This is a genomic window from Micromonospora sp. DT31 (genome assembly GCF_049841795.1).
In the GTDB taxonomy this organism is placed as follows: Bacteria; Actinomycetota; Actinomycetes; order Mycobacteriales; family Micromonosporaceae; genus Micromonospora.
Window position 1 is genome coordinate 782903 of sequence record NZ_JBNCKZ010000001.1, and the last position, 20595, is coordinate 803497.

The window sequence follows — 20595 nt, forward strand, 5'->3', positions numbered from 1 at the left end:
GACCTCAGTCTGCCGCCAACCGCGCCTCGAACAGGCCGCGGACCCCCGGCTCGGTCCGCAACAACTCCAACGCCAGCGACGCGTGCCCCGGGACGTACCCGTTGCCCACCAGCATCGTCACGTCCGCCGCCAGGCCCTCCGCACCCAACGCCGCCGCCGCGAAACTCGTCGCCATCGAGAAGAAGATCACCGTACCGCCGTCCGCCGTGGCCAGCACCGCACCGTGCTCACACCCCGGCACGTCCACGCACACCACGGTCACGTCCGCCGGCATCCCCAGCGCCGTGGTCACCGCCGTGGACAACCCCACCGGATCCCGCGCGTCGGCCAACGCCACCGCGCCGGCCAGCCCGGCCGCCGCCAGCGCGTCGCGCTCCGCCGCCACCGGCACCACCCCGACCGTACGACCCGCGCCCGCCCGCCGCGCCGCCGCCAACGACAACGACCCGCTCTTACCCGCGCCCCCGATCACCGCCACCGCCACCGGACGCGGATCACCCTCCCGCGACCGCCGCGCCACCTGCTCGGCCACCACCCGCGCCGTCAACGCCGGCGCACCGCACACGTCAAGCACGGCGAGGGACAACTCCGGGTGCAGGTCCGGCGGCAGCACCGCGGCGATCGACCTGGCGAACAGGATCGCCTGCCCGTCACACGGCACCTGCTCGCTGCGCCCGTCCCACCGCGCCAACCCGTCCAGGATCGTCAACGGCGTCAGCGTCAACGACACCAACGTCGCCACCCGGTCGCCGGCCTTCAGCCCCAGCGGCGAGCGGCGTCCCGCCTCCTCCACCGTGCCGATCAGCATGCCGCCGGACCCGGTCACCGGGTTCTGCATCTTCCCCCGGGTCGACACGATGTCCAGCACCTCAGCACGGATCTTCTCCCCGTCCCCGCCGTGCTTCTGCGCCAACTGCCGGAAGCTCGCCGCGTCCAGGTTGAGCCGCTCGACCCGGATCCGCACCTCGTTCGCGGCGATCCGCGGATCGGGGTCCAACCGCCAGGCGGCCTGCGGAAGCACCCCCACCGGTTCCACGACTCGGTGCAGACCCACAGGTGACGTCACGCCGACCTCCTCCATCCAGCCGCTCGAACCCCCGACCAGAACTCGCGTCGCGGGAAAACTTACGGCAGAATAATTTCTTCACCGCAGATTTTCCAGTAGCCTTCGCAAGTCATTGATCAACCGAACCGCTGACGAGGAGGGGCCGTGACCCAGACCCAACCGGTGGAGACCATCCCGACGCCCCGCCACGCCCCCGCCGCCGGCCAGCCCTACGAATACCGGCGCGCGCCCCTGGTCGAACCCGACTGGACCCGCTTCCCCGGCTGGCGCCACGTCACCCGCGAGCAGTGGGAGAGCGCCCAGTGGCAGCGGGTCAACTGCGTCAAGAACATCAAGCAGCTCCGCGCCGTCCTCGGCGACACCGTCGACGAGACCTTCTACGCCGACGTCGAGGCCGACCAGAAGGCCCTGGCCACCATGTCCATGCTGGTGCCGCCGCAGATGCTCAACACGATGGTGCCGTTCGCCCCGATGACCACCGAGGCGCTGCTCGCCGATCCGGTACGCCGCTACATGATCCCGGTCGCCTCGGACCGGCGCACCGACTGGCCCTCCCACCCGTACGCCAGCCGCGACAGCCTGCACGAGCACGACATGTGGGTCGCCGAAGGGCTCACCCACCGCTACCCCACCAAGGTGCTCGCCGAGCTGCTCTCCACCTGCCCGCAGTACTGCGGGCACTGCACCCGGATGGACCTCGTCGGCAACTCCACCCCCGCCGTCGACAAGCTCAAGCTCACCCTCAAGCCGGTCGACCGCTACGACGCCCACATCGCCTACCTCAAGGCCCACCCGGGCGTGCGTGACGTGGTCGTCTCCGGCGGCGACGTCGCCAACGTGCCGTGGCGCAATCTCGAGTCCTACCTCATGCGCCTGCTGGAGATCGAGACGATCCGCGACGTCCGGCTCGCCACCAAGGCCCTCATGGGCCTGCCCCAACACTGGTTGCAGCCCGATGTGGTCGAGGGCCTCGAACGGGTCGCCCGCACCGCCTCCCGGCGCGGCGTCAACCTGGCCATCCACACCCACGTCAACCACGCCCAGTCGCTGACCCCGCTGGTCGCCAGGGCCGCGCAGACCGCACTCGACGTCGGCGTACGCGACGTGCGCAACCAGGGCGTGCTCATGCGCGGCGTCAACGCCACGAGCGCCGACCTGCTGGACCTGTGCTTCGCGCTGCAGGGCGAGGCGGGCATCCTGCCCTACTACTTCTACATGTGCGACATGATCCCCAACGCCGAGCACTGGCGGGTCCCGGTGTGGCACGCCCAGCAGCTCCAGCACGACATCATGGGTTACCTGCCCGGCTACGCCACCCCGCGGATCGTCTGTGACGTGCCGTTCGTCGGCAAGCGCTGGGTGCACATGCTCACCGACTACGACCGTGAGCGCGGCATCTCCTACTGGACCAAGAACTACCGCACGTCCATCGAGTCGGCCGACCTGGAGGCGCTGAACAAGCGCTACGCCTACTACGACCCGATCGACGCCCTGCCCGAGGCCGGTCAGGCCTGGTGGTTGGCGCACCGCGACGACTGAGGTTCCTGGTACTGAGCTCCCGTCGCCGCTTGTCGGCGACGGGAGCTTTTTGTGTGAGCGTTGCGGTGCACATCCCGTAAAGCGTCCTAGGATAATAGGTTGAAGGTGCATCGGCGTGCGATCTCGCCGGAGCGTGGTTGACTGGGCGGGTGAGCGAGATCCTGCTGATCCGGCACGGCGAGACCACGTGGAGCGCGAGCCACCGGCACACCTCGTACACCGATCTGCCGTTGACCCCCGACGGCGAGCGGCAGGCCCGCGCCCTCGCTCCCCTGCTCGCCGGCCGGCACGTCGTCCGGGTGCTGTCCAGCCCACGGCAACGCGCCACCCGCACCGCCGACCTGGCCGGGCTCACCGTCGACGCCACCGACCCGGACCTGGCCGAGTGGCACTACGGCGACTACGAGGGGCGCACCACCGCGGACATCCAGCAGGAGCGGCCCGGCTGGGCCATCTGGGCCGACGGCGGCCCCGGCGGGGAGTCACCGGCCGAGGTAGGCGCCCGACTGGACCGGGTCCTGGCCCGGGTCACCCCGCTGCTCGACCACGGCGACGTCGCGCTGGTCGGACACGGGCACAGCCTGCGGGTGCTCGGGGCACGCTGGATCGGGCTGCCGCCCTCGGCCGGCGGGCTGCTGCGCCTGGACACCGCCACGCTCAGCGTGCTCGGTCACGAACACGAGCGGCGGGTCATCCGGCGGTGGAACCTGCCGGCTCCGTCGCCGACCGGACCCGCCCCCGACCGGGCAGCTCGGCACTGATCTTCGGCGGCCGGTTCTCGTACGGCGTGGAGAGCACCACCGTGGTGCGGGTCGTGACGTTCGCCGCGGTGCGGATCTCCTGCAACAGCCGCTCCAGGTCGGCCGGACCGGCCACCCGCACCAGCAGCATGTAGAAGTCCTCCCCGGCCACCGAATAGCAGGAGTCGATCTCGGGCAGGCTGGCCAACCGCTCGGGCGCGTCGTCGGGCTGGGACGGGTCGAACGGCCGGATCGCCACGAACGCGGTGAGCGGCAGGTCAAGCGCCTCGAAGGACACCCGCGCGGCATAACCCTTGATCACACCACGCTGCTCCAGCCGGCGAACCCGCTGGTGCACGGCCGACACGGACAGACCCACCCGCTCGGCGAGGTCCGTGTACGACAGCCGCCCGTCGCCGCTCAACGCGGCGACGATGGCACGGTCGGTCTCCTCCACCCGGTGCACACTAGCCGGAAAAGCGCTCCCACGCCCTACCCGGCCCGCCGGGGTGGGACGCACGGCGGGCCGGGACGGTCGTGGACGGGTCAACCCCGGGCGAGCGCGCGGGAGATCACCAGCCGCTGGATCTGGTTGGTGCCCTCGACGATCTGCAGCACCTTGGCCTCCCGCATGTACCGCTCCACCGGGTGGTCGGCGACGTAGCCGGCACCGCCGAGCACCTGCACCGCGTCGGTGGTCACCCGCATCGCCACGTCGGTGGCGAACAGCTTCGCCTTCGCCGCCTCGATCGAGTACGGGCGGCCGGCGTCGCGCAGCCGGGCCGCGGCCAGCATGAGCGCCCGGGCGGCGGAGATCTGCGTGGCGTGGTCGGCCAGGTTGAACCCGAGCCCCTGGAACTCGATGATCGCCCGGCCGAACTGGTGACGCTCGCGCGCATAGCCGATTGCGTAGTCCAGGGCGGCCTGGGCCAGGCCCACCGCGCAGGCGGCGATGCCCAGGCGACCGGAGTCCAGCGCCGACATGGCGATGGTGAACCCGACGCCCTCGCCGCCGATCAGCCGCTCGGCCGGCACCCGGGCGTCGTCGAAGGCGACCTGCGCGACCGGGGACGCGTGCAGGCCCATGGTCCGCTCGGCGGCCTGCGGGTGGATGCCGGGCGTGGCCCGGTCGGCCAACAGGCAGGAGATGCCCTTGGGCCCGGGCCCGCCGGTGCGGCAGAAGATGTTGTAGAAGTCGGCGACCTGGGCATGGGTGATCCACGCCTTGGTGCCGCTGACCACGTACCCGTCGCCGTCGCGGACCGCCCGCGTGGTCATCGCCGCCGCGTCCGAACCACCCTGCGGCTCGGAAAGGCAGTACGCGCCGAGCAGCTCCCCGCCGATCATGTCCGGCAGGAGGGCGCCGCGCTGCTCGTCGGTGCCGAACTGGGCCAGCGGGTAGCAGGACAGCGTGTGCACGCTCACCGCCTCGGCCACCGCCAACCACCGGCCGGCGAGGATCTCCAACACCTGCAGGTAGACCTCGTACGGCTGGGCCGCGCCGCCGTGCTCCTGCGGGTACGGCAGGCCGAGCAGCCCGGCGCGGCCAAGCGTGCGCAGCACCTCCCGGGGGAACTCGGCGCGCTGTTCGAACCCGGCCGCCTTCGGGGCCAGCTCCCGGTCGGCGATCTCGGTGGTGAGGTCCAGCAGGTCGCGGGCCTCGTCGGTGGGCAGGATCCGGTCGACGTTCATAGCGCGATGAGCTCCGTGGGGGTGGTGTTGAGCCGCTGTCCGCCGTCCGCGGTGCAGACGACGATGTCCTCGATCCGGGCGCCGTGCCGCCCGGCGAGGTAGATCCCCGGTTCGACCGAGAAAGCCATGCCGGCCTCGATCGGCCGGGAGTTGCCGGTGACCACGTACGGCTCCTCGTGGCCGTCGAGGCCGATGCCGTGGCCGGTTCGGTGCAGGAACGCGTCGCCGTGCCCGGCGGCGGCGATGCGGTCGCGGGCTACCGCGTCGAGCGCCTCGGCGGTGATCCCGGGGCGGACGGCGGCCACCGCGGCGCGCTGCGCCTCCCGCAGCACCTCGTAGTAGTCGACGAATTCGGCCGGCGGCATGTCACCGGCGACGTAGGTGCGGGTGCAGTCGGAACGGTAGCCCGACGGCATGGTGCCGCCGATGTCGACCACCACCGGCTCGCCGGCGCCGATCGGCCGGTCCGAGGTGCCGTGGTGCGGGCTGGCCGCGTGCGGGCCGGCGGCCACGATGACGAAGTCGACCTCGGCGTGCCCGGCGGCCCGGATCGCGGCGGCGAGGTCAGCGGCGACGTCCCGTTCGGTGCGGCCGGGGCGCAGCCACTGTCCCATCCGCCGGTGCACGGCGTCGATCGCGGCGCCCGCCTCGGCCAGCGCCGCCACCTCGGCCGGCGACTTGCGGATGCGCATCTCGCGCAGCACGTCGGAGGCGAGCCGCTGGGCCGCGTCGGGCAGCACGGCGCGCAGGGCGAGGACCTGCTGCGCCCACATCCGGTCGGCCAGCCCGACGGCCCGCACCGGGCCGGGCAGCGCGGCCCGCACCAACGGCCACGGGTCGACGCCGTCGGCGTGGTCGACGATCCGGTATCCACGCCCGGGCGCCGCCTCGGCGTCCGGGCGCTCCAGCACCGGCACGATCAGGGTGGGGTCGCCCTCGACGGGCAGCACCAGGCAGGTGAGTCGTTCCCCCGCCCGGGCGTCGTAGCCGGTCAGGTAGCGCAGGTCGGACCCGGGGGTGAGCAGCAGCGCGTCCAGGCCGGCCGCGGCGGTGGCGCGTCGGGCCTCGGCCAGCCGCCCGGCGGGGTAAAGGTCATCGATTCCCACCCCGGTAGCTTAACGGTCGTTTGGGTGCGGGCGGGAGGCGGCGACCACGGCACCGGGGCACGGGCGCGAGCGCGCCCGTGCCCCGGGCCAGACCGGCCCGGGGTCAGCTGACGATCTTCTTGGCGCCCCGGATGGCGGTGGCCAGGTTCTCCAGCAGCGGCGCGGCCCCGGCGTAGGAGAAGCGCGGCACCGCGTCCCACGGCACGACCTGCCCGGCCTTGACCGCGGGCAGCTGCATCCAGGTGGGCTTGGCCGCCAGGTCCTTGGGCTGCAGCGCGGTCGCCCGGTTGTCCAGCAGGATCAGGTCGGCCGGGAACTTGCCGGTGTTCTCCCAGCTCAACGCCTCGAAGTAGTCACCCTGCTCCAGCTTCGTGGGCACCACGATGTCCACGCCCAACTCGGCGAAGTACATCAGGTCCGTGCTGATCTTGGGGTTGGAGACGTAGAACAGGTCCGGGCTGCCCGAGGCCGCCATCACCTTGATGCCCGGGTTCGCCTTCACCGCCTGACGCACCGACTCGGCAGCCGCCTCGAACCGCGCCTTGGCGTCGGTGACCTTCTTGGCGCCCAGGTCCGCGCCCAGCGACGCGGCCAGCTCGGCGTACCGCTCGATCGGGCGGATCATCGGCACCCGCGCGGTGGTGACCGCCACGACGGGGGCGAGCGGAAGGATCTTGTCCTTGCTCTCGTCCGGCACGTACCACAGCGCGCCCGGGTCGTACATGTGCGTGACCAGCAGGTCGGGGCGCAGCGCGGCGTACTTCTCCAGGCTGAACTCGCCCCACGCGTTGCCGAGGATCTCGACGCGGTCCACGTCGATGTCGCCGGCCTGCGCCTCCTTGCTGCCGTCGCTCTTCTTCGTCTCCCCGAACACGCCCGCGATCTGCGCGTCGAGTCCGAAGTCGACAAGCGCCGCCGCGACACCTGTGAACGCGACGATCCGGCCCGGTCGGGCGTCGGCGTCCACCTTGTGCGGCCGATCGTCGGTGAACGTCCAGGGCCCGCCTGTCGACTTCGCGCCGGCGCCGGTGTCGTCGCCGTCCCCGCCGCATCCGGCGAGCATGGCGGTCAGGCCGGCGGCGCCGGCGGCGAGCAGGCCACGGCGGGAGAGCCGGGGACCGGAGAGGATATCGGGCATGGCGATGTCTTTCCAGGCGGGGACGCGGACGACCACGGACAGCGCCGTTAGGCTAACCTAACCTAACCCGCTGTCAAGTCGCCGCCCCCGGAGCCCACCCTGTCCGTCGTCACGCCGCCCCGCAGCGACGCCCCCGCCGCCCGGCCGTCCACCCGACGGCGCGGACTCCGGGTCGCCGCGCCCGCGCTCGGCCTGCTGCTTCTGGCCACCGTCGCCGGGCTCAGCCTCGCCTTCGGCGCCAACCCGCTGTCCCCCACAGAGGTCTGGCACGGCCTCACCGACCCCGACCACCCCGCGTACGCGGTGGTCCACCAGGGACGCCTGCCGCGCACCCTGCTCGGCCTCACCGCCGGCGCGGCCCTCGGCGTCGCCGGCGCGGCCATGCAGACGCTGACCCGCAACCCGCTGGCCGACCCGGGCCTGCTCGGCATCAACGCCGGCGCGTCCGCCGCGGTCGCCACCGCCACCCTGCTGCTCGGCGTCTCCGGCCTGGACCACCAGATCTGGTACGCGCTGCTCGGCGCCGCCGCCGTCACCGTCGCCGTGCACACCATCGCCGGCGGCCCGCAGGCCACCCCGGCCCGGCTCGCCCTCGCCGGGGCCGCGCTCAACGCCGCCCTGTACTCCTACGTCAACGCGGTCATGCTCATCGACAGCGCCTCGCTGGAACGGCTGCGCTTCTGGACCGTCGGCTCCCTGGCCGGCGCCCGCACCGACACCGTGCCACGACTGCTGCCGTTCATCCTCCTCGGCCTGGTCCTCGCGCTGCTCGTCACCCGCCCGCTCGCCGCGCTGTCCCTCGGCGACGACTCGGCCCGCGCGCTGGGCGCCAACCCCAACCTGGTCCGGGGGGTGGTGATCGTGGCCGTCACGCTGCTCTGCGGCGCGGCCACCGCCGCCTGCGGCCCCATCGTCTTCGTCGGGCTGCTCGCCCCCCACCTGGTACGCGCGTTCACCGGCCCCGACCCGCGCCGGCTGCTGCCCTGGTGCCTGGTGTTCGGCCCGGTGCTGCTGCTCACCGCCGACGTCGTCGGCCGGGTCCTCGGCCGCCCCGGTGAACTCCAGGTCGGCCTGGTCACCGCCGTGATCGGCGGACCGCTGTTCCTGCATCTGGTCCGGCGCGGACGGGTGGCCCGACCGTGATCGTCCTGCGACTGGCCGGGCTGTCCCTGCGCCTGCGGATCCGGGCCCTCGCCGTCGGCCTGACCGGCGCGCTGCTCGTCTGCGGCCTCGCCGTGCTCGCCGTCGGCGCCGGCGACCAGCCCATCCCCCCGGCCGAGGTGCTGCGCGTCCTCGGCGGCGGCGGCCACCCCGCCGACCGGTTCATCGTCACCGAACTGCGCCTGCCCCGGATGGTCACCGCGCTGGCCGTCGGCACCGCCCTCGGCCTGGCCGGCGCGGTCTTCCAGTCACTGACCCGCAACCCGCTGGGCAGCCCCGACGTGCTCGGCGTCACCTCCGGCGCGGCCACCGGCGCGCTCGTCGTGGTGGTCGCCGGCGGCAGCAGCGCCGCGCTCGCCGGATCGGCCGCCGTCGGCGGGCTCGCCACCGGACTGCTGCTGTACGCCCTCGCCGGCCGGCACGGCATGGGCGGGCACCGCCTCGTACTCATCGGCATCGGGGTGACCGCGATCCTCACCGGCGTCAACGGCTGGCTGCTCACCCGCGCCCCCCTCATGGACGCCGCCCGCGCCGCGCTCTGGCTCACCGGCAGCCTCGACGGCCGGGGCTGGGCCAACGCCGTGCCGGTACTCGCCGCGCTCGTCGTCCTGCTGCCCGCCGTCCTGCTCACCCGGGCGCCGGCACTGCGGCTGCTGGAAATGGGTGACGACTCCGCCGCCGGCCTCGGCGTACCGGTACGGGCGGTCCGCGCGGCCGCCCTCGGCGCGGCGGTGCTGCTGGTCTCCGTCGCCGCGGCCGCCGCCGGCCCGGTCTCCTTCCTGGCGCTCACCGCGCCACACCTGGCCCGCCGGCTCACCCGCGCCCCCGGACCGAACCTGCTGCCGTCGGCGATCGTCGGCGCCGCGTTGCTGCTCGCCGCCGACCAGGTGGCCATGCACGCGATCACCGACCGGCAGTTGCCCGTCGGCGTGGTCACCGGCGTGCTCGGCGGCGCCTACCTGGCCTGGCTGCTGGCCGGGGAACGCGGGAGCCGACGATGACCGGACCGGACGAGAAGGGAACCACCATGCCACCCGAGACCCCCCGGCTGGTCGCCCAGGAACTGACGCTCGGCTACGACCGGCGGACGGTGGCCGAGGACCTCACGGTGGCCGTCCCGGACGGCTCATTCACGGTGATCATCGGGCCGAACGCGTGCGGGAAGTCCACGCTGCTGCGTGCGCTGGCGCGGCTGCTGCGCCCGACCCGGGGCACCGTGCTGCTCGACGGCGCCGACATCCACCGCCGGCCGGCCCGGCAGGTCGCCCGCACCCTCGGGCTGCTGCCCCAGGCGGCCACCGCCCCGGACGGGCTGACCGTCGCCGAGCTGGTGTCCCGGGGCCGCTACCCGCACCAGGGGCTGCTACGGCAGTGGTCCCGGGAGGACGAGCGGGTGGTCGACCGGGCGATGGCCGACACCGGCGTCACCGAGCTGGCCGACCGGCCCGTCGACGAACTGTCCGGCGGGCAGCGGCAACGGGTGTGGATCGCCATGGCGCTGGCCCAGCAGACGCCGCTGCTGCTGCTCGACGAACCGACCACCTATCTGGACATCGCCCACCAGGTCGAGGTGCTGGACCTGTGCGCCCGGCTGCACGAGGAACAGGGCCGCACCCTGGTCGCGGTGCTGCACGACCTGCACCAGGCCGCCCGGTACGCCACCCACCTGATCGCCATGCGCGACGGCCGGGTGGTGGCCGCCGGCGAGCCCCGCCGGATCGTCACCGCCGACCTGGTTGAGGAGGTCTTCGGGCTGCCCTGCCGGATCATCGACGACCCGGAGGACGGCGTCCCGCTGGTGGTGCCGGCGGCCCGACGCCGCAGCACCGCCCCCGCCTGAACCGCGCGGACTTGCGCACCCCGGCCATCATGAAGAGGTGATCCGCTTCCTGCTGAACCTGCTCTGGCTCGTCTTCGGCGGCGGTTTCGTCCTGGCCCTGGGCTACGGCGTGGCCGCCCTGATCTGCTTCCTGCTTGTCGTCACCATCCCGTTCGGCGTCGCCTCGCTGCGCCTCGCCTCGTACTCGCTGTGGCCGTTCGGCCGCACCCTGGTCTCCAAGCCGGGCGCCGGCATCCCCTCCGGCCTGGCGAACGTGCTCTGGCTCGTGCTGGCCGGCTGGTGGCTGGCGCTGTCGCACATCCTCGCCGGCATCGCGCTCTGCGTGACGATCATCGGCATCCCGTTCGGGGTGGCCAACTTCAAGCTGGTGCCGGCGGCGTTGTGGCCGCTCGGCCAGGAGGTCGTCGAAGCCCCCTGACCTGGGGACAGCACGCCGTGGGCCCGGTGGCGTCGAGCTGCCGGGCCCACGGCGTGCCGCTTTTGTGCTCGCCCTGTCGTGGTGACCGGCCGCACTACCCGTAGAGCGTCCTAGGAGGCTGGGGTGTCGGCGCTGCGCGGGTGCCCGCCGAGTGGGCTACCGTCGAGAACGTGCAAGGTCGAGACGCGGTGATCGAAGCGCTCAAGGCGGACCCGACGCTGGCCGGGCTGCGCCGGTCGTTGGACTTCTACCACGGCGACCCGGAACGCGACGCCGGCCTGGACGCGATCTACGCGCCGCTGGTGCGCCCCGGGGACCTCGTCTTCGACATCGGCGCCCACGTGGGTGACCGGCTCGACAGCTTCCGGCGCCTCGGCGCACGGGTGGTGGCGGTGGAGCCGCAACCGTCGTGCGTCCGGGTGCTGCGCGCCCTGCACGCCGACGACGACGCGGTGACGATCGTGGCAGCGGCCTGCGGCCGCACCTCCGGGCCGGTACAACTGCACGTCAACTCCGCCAACCCCACCGTCTCCACCGCCTCACCCGGGTTCGTCCGGGCCGCCCACGGCGCCCCCGGCTGGGCCGACGAGACGTGGGACGCGCAGATCGAGGTGCCCGGCACCACCCTCGACACGCTCGTCGACGCGTACGGCGTCCCGGCGTTCGTGAAGATCGACGTGGAGGGTTTCGAGGACGCCGTGCTGGCCGGGCTGAGCCGGCCGGTGCCGGCGCTGTCCTTCGAGTTCACCACCATCGCCCGCGACCTGGCGACCCGCTGCCTGGCGCGGCTGACCGCGCTCGGCTTCACCGGGTTCACGGTGGCGCTCGGCGACGAGACGACGTTCGCCCTGCCGGGATGGCGACCGGCCGGTGAGGTGGCCGCGTACCTGCGGGCACTGCCGGACGAGGCGAACTCCGGCGACGTCTACGCCCGCCCCTGACGCTGCGGCCCGGCGGGCTCGTCCGGAGGGCCCGACGCCTTCGGGCCCTCCGGTACGGCGTCACGCCACGGTGATCTTCTTCGGCGTGGTCTTCGAGTCGAGCCAGGTGTCGATGAGCTTGGTGAAGTCGCGGCCGGTCTGCTTGTTGACGAAGGCGATGAACGACGCCCGGTCCTGCTGGGTGTTCCGCTGCTCCTGCACCCAGGCACGGGCCAGCGCGAAGAACGCCTTGTCCCCCAACTGCTTGTGGATCTCGTGGAGCATGGCCTCCGAGCAGAGGTAGACGTTACCCTCAGCGAATCTCTTCGGGTCGGGCTTGCCGGGCGGACCCAGCTTCTTGCGCAGGGCCGCGTCGGCGGCGCTCAGATAGCGGTCCAGGCTGGCGTCACTCAGCTTGAGGGTCTCCTGGGTGTACAGGTCCTGCGCGTAGCTGGCCCACCCCTCGTTCAACCACAGATCGGTCCACGTGGTGGGGGTGACGGAGTTACCGAACCACTGGTGGGCGTACTCGTGCACCACGTCGCTGCCCCACCGGTCGCGCCGGGCCCGGGTGTTCTCGATCTTCCCGCCCATCGTGATCATCTGCTGGGTCTCCATACCCGACGCCGAGTCCACCACCACGACGCCGCCGGAGGGGAACGGGTACGGGCCGAACTTCTTCTCCAGCCAGGTCAGGTACTGCGGGGACTTCTTCAGGTAGGGCACCAGCTTGTCGTCGACACCCTTGCGGTACCAGTAGGTAAGCGGAATGCCGCGCGGCCCCGTGGCGGTCAGCTTCTGGTACTTCCCCACCGCCAGGGTGGTCAGGTACGTCGCCACCGGATCGGTGCTGCGGTAGGTGAACGTGGTGCCGGACTGCCCGGCGGGCGTGCCGCTGGCGATCGCCGACCAACCCGCCGGAACCGTCACCCGGATGTCGTAGAGGGCCTCGTCGGACGGCTGGTCGTTCGCCGGATACCAGGTCAGGGCGCCGAACGGCTCCTGCATGGTCCAGAGCCCGCCCTCCTTGGTGACGGTCAGGCCCAGGGCCTCCACGTCCTTGCGCTGCGACGGCATCGGCGTCGTCTTCGGGCTGCCGTGGTATTTGACCACAAGCGTGACCGGCTGGTCGGCGACGACCGGCGCGGTCACGGTGAGCTTCTCCCGGGCCACCGCGCCGGGGGCCGGGGAGCCGTCCACAGTCACCCCGTCGACCTGGTATGGCATGAAGTCGAGCACCAGGCTCGGCGCGTTCTCGACCGGCCGGATCCGCAGCGTGGCGGTGCCGGTGAGGGTCTTGGTCGACGGGGCCCAGTCCAACTCCAGGTCGTAGTGCAGGACGTCAAGCGCGTCGGTGCCCCGAGCCGGATAGACCTTGTCGGCCACCGGGGTGGAACGGCCCGCCTGCCAGACGGTGTAGTCGACCGCGGGGGCGGTCGGGCTCGGCGTGGCCGTGGGGGCGGACGGGGTGGCTTCCGGGTCGGTGGGGTCGGTGGTGCACCCGGCGACGAGCAATGGTCCGAGAAGCATGATCAGAGGTACGCGGTGACGCATCAGCGCACCATACGGTAATGATCGATTTCCGTGGGGGCGCCGTCGGAGCCCGGTCGACACACCCGCCGCGGCGGGTCAACGGCCGCAGGCGTAGCCCTGCGCGCCCCGGGGATTGGCGGCGGCCGACAGCACACCGGTGCGGGGATCCCGGGCGACCGCGCAGAGACGACCCAGACTCCACGGCTCGGCCAGGCGCACCGTGTGCCCCCGGGCGTCCAGCCCCGCCAGCACGTCCGGGTCGAGCCGGTCCTCCACCACCAGCACCCCCGGCTCGATCTCCCGCGGGTAGAACGACGCCGGCAGGCTGGTGGTGTGCCACGCAGGGGCGTCGATCGCCTGCTGCAACTCCTGCCCGCCGGCCAGGTGCCGCAGCAGGAACAGCAGCTGCCACTGGTCCTGCTGGTCGCCGCCGGGGGTGCCGCAGGCCAGCATCGGCTCGCCGTCGCGCAGCACGAGCGTCGGGGACAACGTGGTACGCGGACGCCGGCCCGGCCGCAGCGTCGAGGCGAGCCCTTCCTCCAGCCAGCACATCTGCAAGCGGCTGCCCAGCGGGAACCCCAGCTCCGGGATGGTGGGCGAACTCTGCAACCAACCGCCGCTCGGCGTGGCCGAGATGATGTTGCCCCACCTGTCGACCACGTCGACGTGGCAGGTGTCGCCGCGGGTCACCCCGTCGGCCCGTACCGTCGGCTCGCCGGTGCTCGGATCCTGCGGGACGGACCGCCCGGCGCGAAGGTGCCCGGGCAGTCGGGGCGACGCGCCCTGCGGGCTGCCCGGACGCAGCTCGGCGCAGGCCCGGTCACCGACCAGCGCGGCCCGCTCGCCGGCGTACGCCGCGGACAGCAGCACGTCGCCCGGCACGTCGGTGTCGCCGTACCACGCCTCCCGGTCGGCGAAGGCGAGCTTGAGCGCCTCGGCCTGGGCGTGGACGCCGTCCACCGTGGACGGGTCGAGAGCACGGGGGTCGTCGAGCGCGTCGAGCACCGCCAGCGTCTGCAACAGCACCGGGCCCTGGCCCCAGAAGCCGGTCTTCGCCACCGTGTGCCCGCGCCAGTTCAGGGTGACCGGCTCCTCCCAGGTGGCCGACCAGCCGGCCAGGTCGTCGCCGGTGACCAGGCCGGCGTGCGCCCGGCCGCTGGAGTCCCGGAACGGCAGCCGGCTGAACGCGTCGATCGCCTCGGCGACGAACCCCTCCCGCCAGGCGCGCCGGGCCGCCTCGATCTGCGTCTCCCGGTCCGGCCCGGCGGCCCGCCCGGCGTCGACGAGGCGGCGCAGCGTGTCCGCGTACTCCGGGTTGGTGACCATCTCCCCCGGCGCCGGTGGGCGGCCGTGGCGCAGCCAGGCCCGCGCGGAGGTCGGCCAGTGCTCGGTGAACAGCGACCGGACCCGGGCGACGGTCTGCCCGGCCGCGCCGACAAGCGGGTGACCGGCGGTGGCGTAGCCGATCGCCGGTTCCAGCACCTCGGCCAGGGTGCGGGTGCCGTGGTCGCGCAGCAGCAACAGCCACGCGTCCACCGCGCCGGGCACCACCGCGGCGAGCGGGCCGGCACCGGGAACCAGGTCGAGGCCCAGCGAGCGGAAGTGCGCCACGGTGGCGCCTGCCGGGGCCGGCCCCTGACCGCAGAGCACCCGCGGGGTGGGGTCGGCGGCGGTCGCGAGCACCGCGGGCACCTCGCCGGCCGGGCCGTTGAGGTGTGGTTCCACCACGTGCAGCACGAAACCGGCGGCGACCGCGGCGTCGAACGCGTTGCCGCCGCGTTCCAGCACGCCCATCGCCGACTGGCTGGCCAGCCAGTGCGTGGAGGAGACCATGCCGAACGTGCCGCGCAGCGTCGGCCGGGTGGTGAACGTCATCGGCGGCTCCTCGCCCTCGGCCCGGCGAGCCTACGCGGGATCTGCGGCACCGTCGCCCTGCGTCGGGACGGCACCTTCGCGGGGCGTCTGCCCGGTCTCGGTGCGCTGTGCCTGCCCGGTCTCGGCGCGCGGCGCCGGCACGGCGTCGGCGCGCTCGCCGTCGAGCGGGAACAGGCAGGCCGCGTGGTGGTCGGGACCGACCTCGGCAAGCGCCGGGTCCGTCTCGGCGCACGCCGGGCGGGCCTGCGGGCAGCGGGTACGGAACCGGCACCCGCTGGGCGGGTCCACCGGGCTGGGGATGTCACCGGTGAGCACGATGCGGCGGCGCTGCCGCTCGACCCGCGGATCGGCCACCGGCACCGCGGACAGCAGCGCGGCCGTGTAGGGGTGGGCCGGCCGGTGGTAGATCCGCTCCGGTGGGCCGGTCTCGACGATGCGGCCCAGGTACATCACCGCGATCCGGTCGCTCATGTGCTCCACGGCGGCCAGGTCGTGCGCGATGAACAGGTAGGTCAGGCCGAGGTCCCGTTGCAGGTGGCGCAGCAGGTTCATGATCTGCGCCTGGACGCTGAGGTCCAGCGAGGCGATCGGCTCGTCCAGGACGATCAGGTCCGGCTCGCCGGCCAGCGCGCGGGCCACCCCGACCCGCTGGCGCTGGCCGCCGGACAACTCGTGCGGATGCCGGTCGGCGGTGTCGGCGCGCAGCCCGACCAGGTCCAGCAGTTCGGCCACCCGGGTCCGCCGGGCGGCGGCGGAGGTGACGAGCCGGTGCACGGCCAACGGCTCGGCGATGCTGTCGCCGACCGTGCGGCGCGGGTCCAGTGACGCCTGCGGGTCCTGGAAGACCATCGCGACGCGGCGGCGCATGCCACGCAGGCGACGGCGCGACAGGCGGGTCACGTCCGTCCCGGCGACCCGGACCCGACCCGAGGTCGGGTCGACCAGGCGCAGCAGCGCCAGGCCGGCGGTGGACTTGCCGCTGCCCGACTCGCCGACCAGCCCGAGCGTCTCACCCCGGCGGACCGCCAGGGTGACCCCGTCCACGGCACGGACCACACCGGCCGGGGTCGGGAAGTGCACCGCCAGGTCGTCCAGCTCGGCGACCACGTCCGCGGCCGGGGTGTCGACGCTCATTCGGCCTCTCCACGATAGAAGGTGCGGACCGTGTGCCCGACGCCGACCGGGGTCAGCGGGGGCAGTTCGTGCTCGCAGCGGGGGTCGGCGCGCACCGGGCAGCGCGGCCAGAACGCGCAGCCCGGCGGCAGGTCCAGCGGGCTCGGCGGGGCGCCGGGGATGGCCACCAGGTCCTCCCCGCGCCGGGCCGGGTCCGGCCGCGCCGCCAGCAGCGCCCGGGTGTACGGGTGGGTCGGCGTGTCGAACACCGCGTCGACCGGGCCCTGCTCGACGATGCGCCCCCCGTACATGACCGCGACCGTGTCCGCGATGCCGGCGACCACGCCCAGGTCGTGGGTGACCCAGACGACGGCGGTGCCCAGCCGCGCCTGCAGGTCGGCGACCAGTTCGATGATCTGCGCCTGGGTGGTGACGTCGAGCGCGGTGGTCGGCTCGTCGGCGATCAGCAGGTCCGGCTCGCAGGCCAGCGCCATCGCGATGGCGACGCGTTGGCGCATGCCGCCGGAGAACTGGTGCGGGTACGCGCCGACGCGCCGCGCCGCCGACGGGATGCCGACCAGGTCGAGCAGCTCCACCGCCCGGTCGCGGGCGGCCCGCCGGGTCAGTCCGAGGTGTTCCTCGGCCGCCTCGGTGACCTGCCGGCCCACCGGCAGGACCGGGTTCAGCGAGGTCATCGGGTCCTGGAAGACGAACCCGACGTGCCGGCCACGCAGCTTGCGGAGGCGGCGGTCGGGCAGCTCGGTCAGCTCGGTGTCCAGCAGCCGCACCCGGCCGGTGACCGTGGCCGCGCGCGGCGCCAGGCCGGTGGCGGCCAGCAGCGTCATGCTCTTGCCGCTGCCCGACTCCCCCACCAGCGCGAACGTCTCCCCCGGCCGCACCTGCCAGGACACCCCGGCGACGGCGTGGGCGGGGCCGCGGCGGGTGCCGACGGTGACGGTGAGGTCCGACACGGACAGCACCGGCCGGTCGCTCGTGCCGGTCGGGTCGCTCGTGCCGGTCGGGCTGGTCGGGTCGGTGGCGCCGGTCCGGTCGGTCGGGCCGGGCACGCTGGTTCGCTCGGTCATGCGGTGCTCCTGCGGGCCTCGCTGAGGGTGAGCTGGCGCGGGTCGAGCACGTCCCGCAGCGCGTCGCCGACCAGGTTGAACGCGAGCACGGTGAGGAAGATCGCCGCGCCCGGGAACACGCCCAGCCACCAGGCGTCGGTGACGAACCCGCGCCCGTCGAACAGCATCCGCCCCCACGCCGGCGCGGGTGGCTGGATGCCCAGGCCGAGAAAGGACAGCGCCGCCTCGGACAGGATCGCGAACGCCAACGACAGCGACGTCTGCACGATCAGCGGCGCGGCGATGTTCGGCAGCACGTGCCGGCGCATGATGCGCAGGTCGGAGGCGCCGATGGAGACGGCGGCCCGGACGAAGACCTGCTCGCGTACCGACAGCACCCCGGCGCGGGTGATCCGGGCGAAGATGGGCGTGTAGACCACGCCGATGGCGACCATGGCGGTGAGCAGGCCCGGGCCGAGCACGGCCACGATGGCCACCGCCAGCAGCAGCACCGGGAACGCGAACAGCACGTCCATGCCACGCATGAGCACGCTGTCCAGCCAGCCACCGTAGTAGCCGGCGAACAGCCCGAGCGTCACGCCGGCGACCAGCGCGATGCCGACGCTCACCGCGCCGACCTGCAACGACACCCGGGCGGCGACGAGCACCCGGCTGAGCACGTCGCGGCCCAACTCGTCGGTGCCGAACGGGTGCGCCCCGCTGGGCGGACGCAGCATCTGGTCCACGTCGACGTCGTTGACGCCGGCCGGGGCCAGCCACGGGCCGGCGACGCCGACCACGATCAGCAGCGCCAGCACGATGGTGCCGCCGACCGCGAGCGGGTCGCGGCGCAGCGCTGTCAGGACCCGGCGGCCGGTGCTCTCCGATGCGGCGCTCACTTGACCGTGATCCTCGGGTCGAGGCGGGCGTAGAGGATGTCCACCAGCAGGTTGACCAACAGGAACAACGCGGCGACGAGCAGCACCGCGCCCTGCAGGACCGGGTAGTCGCGGGCCTGCACGGCGTCGAAGGTGAGCCGGCCGATGCCGGGCCAGGCGAACAGCACCTCGATGACGATGACGCCGCCGAGCAGGCTGGCCAGCTGCACCGCGACCACGGTGACCACCGGGATCAGCGCGTTGCGCAGCACGTGCCGCAGGATCACCACCCGGTTGCGCAGGCCCTTCGCCTCGGCGGTGCGCACGTAGTCGGCGGAGAGCACCTCCAGCACCGAGGAGCGGATGAACCGGGTGAGGATCGACGCGGTGACCAGACCGACGGTGACCGCCGGCAGCGCCACGTGCGTGGCCCAGCGCCCCGGATCCTCGGTGAGCGCCACGTAACCCGAGGGCGGCAGCCAGCCGAGCACGCCGGCGAACAGCAGGATGCCCATGATGCCCATCCAGAAGTCCGGCACGGAGACGCCGAACTGGCTGAACACGCGGGCGGCGTGGTCGACCGCGGAGCCGCTGCGCACCGCCGCGAGGATGCCCAGCGGGAACGCGACGAGCAGCGCGAACACCACCGCGGTGATCGCCAGCGACAGCGTCGCGGGCAGCCGTTCCAGGACGATCTGGGTGACCGGCTGGCCGGTGCGGAAACTGACCCCCAGGTCACCGGTGACCGCGTGGCCGAGGTAGCTGGCGTACTGCACGGGCAACGGCTGGTCGAGACCGGCGCGGGCCCGCAACGCCTCGTACGTCTGCGGGTCGAACCGGGTGCCCAGCGCCACCCGGACCGGGTCGCCGGGCACCAGTTGCAGCAGCAGGAAGACCACCAGGGTCACCCCGACCAGCACCACCGCCGACTGGAGTGTCCGCCGCAGGACGAAGCGGGCCATCACTTGGCCAGGGTGACCGACCGGAACCGGATCGCCCGGTCGGTGCGCACGTCGTAGCCGGAGACCTTCGTCGACCAGCCCTGCACCACGTCCGGGTTGTAGAGGTAGAGGTAGCTGGCGTCGTCGACGATCTGCTTCGCCGCCTGCTCGTACGCCTGCTTGCGGGCGTTCTGGTCGGTCTGGGTGCGGGCGGCGTCGAGCAGCTTGTCCGTCGCCGGGTTGCGGTACTTGTGGAAGTTGAACGTGCCGCTGCTGTGGTGCTGCGCGTAGTAGAACTCGTCCGGGTCGATGTTGCCCAGCCAGCCGAGCATGAAGCCGTCGAAGTTCCCCTTGGCCTGCTCGTCGAGCCACTGCGCGAAGTCCAGCGTACGGATCTTCACGGTGACGCCGACGTCCTTGAGCTGCGCGGCGATGACCTGCGCGGCGGTGACCGTCTCCGGGTACTCGCTGGTGACCATGAGGTCCAGGCTCAGGTTCGCCACGCCGGCCTGGCCGAGCATCTGCCGCGCCTTGGCCGGGTCGTGGGTGTAGGGCGCGTAGTCGTAGAAGTAGGCGCTGGCCTTCGGGATGGCGGTCTGGTTGACCGTGGCGAGGCCGAACTTGGCCGCCTTGGTGATCGCCTCCCGGTCCAGGGCGTAGCCGATGGCGCGGCGCACCTCGGGGTTGTCGAACGGCTTGCGCGCCTCGTTGAGCGCCACGTACCAGTAGTCGGTGGAGGGCGCCGACTTGACCACCGGGTCGTCGCCGTCCTGCAGCGACTTGACCTGCTGCGGGGGCAGGTTGTCGGTCCACTGGACCTGGCCGCTGCGCAGGTTCTGCAGCGCCACGGTCGGGTCCTTGACGAAGGTGAACGTGACGCCGTCCAGCTTCGGCTTCTCCCCCCAGTAGGCGTCGTTGCGGACCAGCTTGACGCTGTCGCCGGAGGTGTAGCCGGCCACCTTGAACGGGCCGCTGCCGACCGGGGCGGTCTTCGCCGCGCCGGACTCCACGTTCGACTTCTCCACGATGGCCACGCCCTTGAACCCGCCGAGGTTGGCCAGCAGGTTGGGGGTGGGCGCGCTCAGCGTCACCACCACGGTGGTCGGGTCGGGCCCGGTGACCGACTTGACGGTGGCGAACTTGTAGGCGTTGTTCAGCTTCTCCTTGATGATCCGTTCGAAGGAGTAGACGACGTCCTCGGAGGTCAGCGGCGACCCGTCGGAGAACTTCACCCCCTCGCGCAGGGTGAACGTCCAGGTGAGCTGGTCGGCGCTTGTGGTCCACTTCGTCGCCAGCGACGGCACCATCTTCAGGTCCGCGTCCGGCTCGACCAGGGTGTCGTAGACGTTCTCCAGCACCTGGAAGCTGTAGTAGGCCGAGGTCTTGTGCGGGTCGAGCTGGTCGGGTTCGCCGCCGATCGCCGCGTTGAGCACACCGCCGGCGGCGCCGCCACCGCTTCCCCCGCCGACGTCGACGGCCTCACCGCCGGTGCATCCGGACAGGACGCCGACCGTGAGCGTCAGTGCGGCGCCGAACACGCCGAGCTTTTTCCTGGACACGGGCCCCCCTAG

The 20595-nt window shown here is 73.0% G+C and carries 19 protein-coding genes; 7 read left to right on the forward strand and 12 right to left on the reverse strand.

Annotated elements, in window-relative coordinates; translation table 11 throughout:
- Positions 1–4 precede the first annotated feature (4 nt).
- Complete coding sequence (locus ACLQ2X_RS03525) at positions 5–1066, reverse strand: zinc-binding alcohol dehydrogenase (protein ID WP_425679443.1); 1062 nt, start codon at positions 1064–1066, stop codon at positions 5–7.
- Positions 1067–1210: 144 nt separating this feature from the next.
- Between ACLQ2X_RS03525 and ACLQ2X_RS03530 the strand changes: the two genes are divergently transcribed.
- Both ACLQ2X_RS03530 and ACLQ2X_RS03535 read left to right on the forward strand, forming a co-directional pair.
- Positions 1211–2605, forward strand: a complete 1395-nt coding sequence (locus ACLQ2X_RS03530; RefSeq protein ID WP_425679444.1) for a KamA family radical SAM protein — start codon at positions 1211–1213, stop codon at positions 2603–2605.
- A gap of 149 nt (positions 2606–2754) precedes the next feature.
- Positions 2755–3366: a histidine phosphatase family protein gene (locus ACLQ2X_RS03535; RefSeq protein ID WP_425679445.1), complete on the forward strand. Its 612-nt coding sequence runs from the start codon at positions 2755–2757 to the stop codon at positions 3364–3366.
- Here the strand turns inward: ACLQ2X_RS03535 and ACLQ2X_RS03540 are convergent.
- The 4 genes from ACLQ2X_RS03540 to ACLQ2X_RS03555 all read right to left on the reverse strand — a co-directional run bounded on the left by ACLQ2X_RS03540 (position 3296) and on the right by ACLQ2X_RS03555 (position 7281).
- Complete coding sequence (locus tag ACLQ2X_RS03540; RefSeq protein ID WP_425679446.1) at positions 3296–3802, reverse strand: Lrp/AsnC family transcriptional regulator; 507 nt, start codon at positions 3800–3802, stop codon at positions 3296–3298. The two genes, ACLQ2X_RS03535 and ACLQ2X_RS03540, sit on opposite strands and share 71 nt — an antisense overlap.
- Positions 3803–3891: 89 nt before the next feature.
- On the reverse strand, positions 3892–5037 hold the full coding sequence (locus ACLQ2X_RS03545; protein WP_425679447.1) for an acyl-CoA dehydrogenase family protein: 1146 nt from the start codon (positions 5035–5037) through the stop codon (positions 3892–3894).
- Positions 5034–6143 (reverse strand): M24 family metallopeptidase, encoded by a 1110-nt coding sequence (locus ACLQ2X_RS03550; protein WP_425679448.1) that lies wholly within the window; start codon positions 6141–6143, stop codon positions 5034–5036. The genes ACLQ2X_RS03545 and ACLQ2X_RS03550 overlap by 4 nt, the downstream gene beginning before the upstream one ends.
- Before the next feature lie 103 nt (positions 6144–6246).
- The gene (locus ACLQ2X_RS03555; RefSeq protein ID WP_425679449.1) at positions 6247–7281 is read right to left on the reverse strand and encodes an ABC transporter substrate-binding protein; all 1035 of its coding nucleotides are present in this window, start codon (positions 7279–7281) and stop codon (positions 6247–6249) included.
- A gap of 192 nt (positions 7282–7473) precedes the next feature.
- On the opposite strand from ACLQ2X_RS03555, the gene ACLQ2X_RS03560 reads away from it, so the two are divergent.
- The 5 genes from ACLQ2X_RS03560 (at position 7474) to ACLQ2X_RS03580 (ending at position 11641) form a co-directional block, all read left to right on the forward strand.
- On the forward strand, positions 7474–8424 hold the full coding sequence (locus ACLQ2X_RS03560; RefSeq protein ID WP_425679544.1) for a FecCD family ABC transporter permease: 951 nt from the start codon (positions 7474–7476) through the stop codon (positions 8422–8424).
- Entirely contained in the window at positions 8421–9443 is a 1023-nt protein-coding gene (locus tag ACLQ2X_RS03565) for a FecCD family ABC transporter permease (RefSeq protein ID WP_425679450.1), read from the forward strand. Before ACLQ2X_RS03560 ends, ACLQ2X_RS03565 begins: the two co-directional genes overlap by 4 nt.
- 26 nt (positions 9444–9469) lie before the next feature.
- Complete coding sequence (locus ACLQ2X_RS03570) at positions 9470–10282, forward strand: ABC transporter ATP-binding protein (RefSeq protein ID WP_425679545.1); 813 nt, start codon at positions 9470–9472, stop codon at positions 10280–10282.
- 37 nt (positions 10283–10319) lie between these two features.
- Positions 10320–10700, forward strand: coding sequence for a YccF domain-containing protein (locus ACLQ2X_RS03575; protein ID WP_425679451.1), 381 nt, complete (start codon positions 10320–10322; stop codon positions 10698–10700).
- Between the two features lie 170 nt (positions 10701–10870).
- Positions 10871–11641 carry an FkbM family methyltransferase gene (locus ACLQ2X_RS03580; RefSeq protein WP_425679452.1) on the forward strand — a complete coding sequence of 257 codons (771 nt, stop codon included), beginning with the start codon at positions 10871–10873 and terminating at the stop codon, positions 11639–11641.
- A gap of 60 nt (positions 11642–11701) precedes the next feature.
- Here ACLQ2X_RS03580 and ACLQ2X_RS03585 read toward each other — a convergent pair whose 3' ends face one another.
- The 7 genes from ACLQ2X_RS03585 to ACLQ2X_RS03615 all read right to left on the reverse strand — a co-directional run bounded on the left by ACLQ2X_RS03585 (position 11702) and on the right by ACLQ2X_RS03615 (position 20583).
- A complete protein-coding gene (locus tag ACLQ2X_RS03585; RefSeq protein WP_425679453.1) occupies positions 11702–13174 on the reverse strand; it encodes a M1 family metallopeptidase in 1473 nt (490 codons plus the stop codon).
- 75 nt (positions 13175–13249) lie between these two features.
- Positions 13250–15028: a gamma-glutamyltransferase family protein gene (locus ACLQ2X_RS03590; RefSeq protein ID WP_425679454.1), complete on the reverse strand. Its 1779-nt coding sequence runs from the start codon at positions 15026–15028 to the stop codon at positions 13250–13252.
- A gap of 30 nt (positions 15029–15058) precedes the next feature.
- On the reverse strand, positions 15059–16162 hold the full coding sequence (locus tag ACLQ2X_RS03595; protein WP_425679455.1) for an ABC transporter ATP-binding protein: 1104 nt from the start codon (positions 16160–16162) through the stop codon (positions 15059–15061).
- A complete protein-coding gene (locus ACLQ2X_RS03600) occupies positions 16159–17226 on the reverse strand; it encodes an ABC transporter ATP-binding protein (RefSeq protein ID WP_425679456.1) in 1068 nt (355 codons plus the stop codon). The genes ACLQ2X_RS03595 and ACLQ2X_RS03600 overlap by 4 nt, the downstream gene beginning before the upstream one ends.
- Positions 17223–18104, reverse strand: coding sequence for an ABC transporter permease (locus tag ACLQ2X_RS03605; protein ID WP_425679457.1), 882 nt, complete (start codon positions 18102–18104; stop codon positions 17223–17225). Before ACLQ2X_RS03605 ends, ACLQ2X_RS03600 begins: the two co-directional genes overlap by 4 nt.
- On the reverse strand, positions 18101–19045 hold the full coding sequence (locus tag ACLQ2X_RS03610; protein ID WP_425679458.1) for an ABC transporter permease: 945 nt from the start codon (positions 19043–19045) through the stop codon (positions 18101–18103). The genes ACLQ2X_RS03605 and ACLQ2X_RS03610 overlap by 4 nt, the downstream gene beginning before the upstream one ends.
- Entirely contained in the window at positions 19045–20583 is a 1539-nt protein-coding gene (locus tag ACLQ2X_RS03615; RefSeq protein ID WP_425679459.1) for an ABC transporter substrate-binding protein, read from the reverse strand. Before ACLQ2X_RS03615 ends, ACLQ2X_RS03610 begins: the two co-directional genes overlap by 1 nt.
- Between the last annotated feature and the right edge of the window lie 12 nt (positions 20584–20595).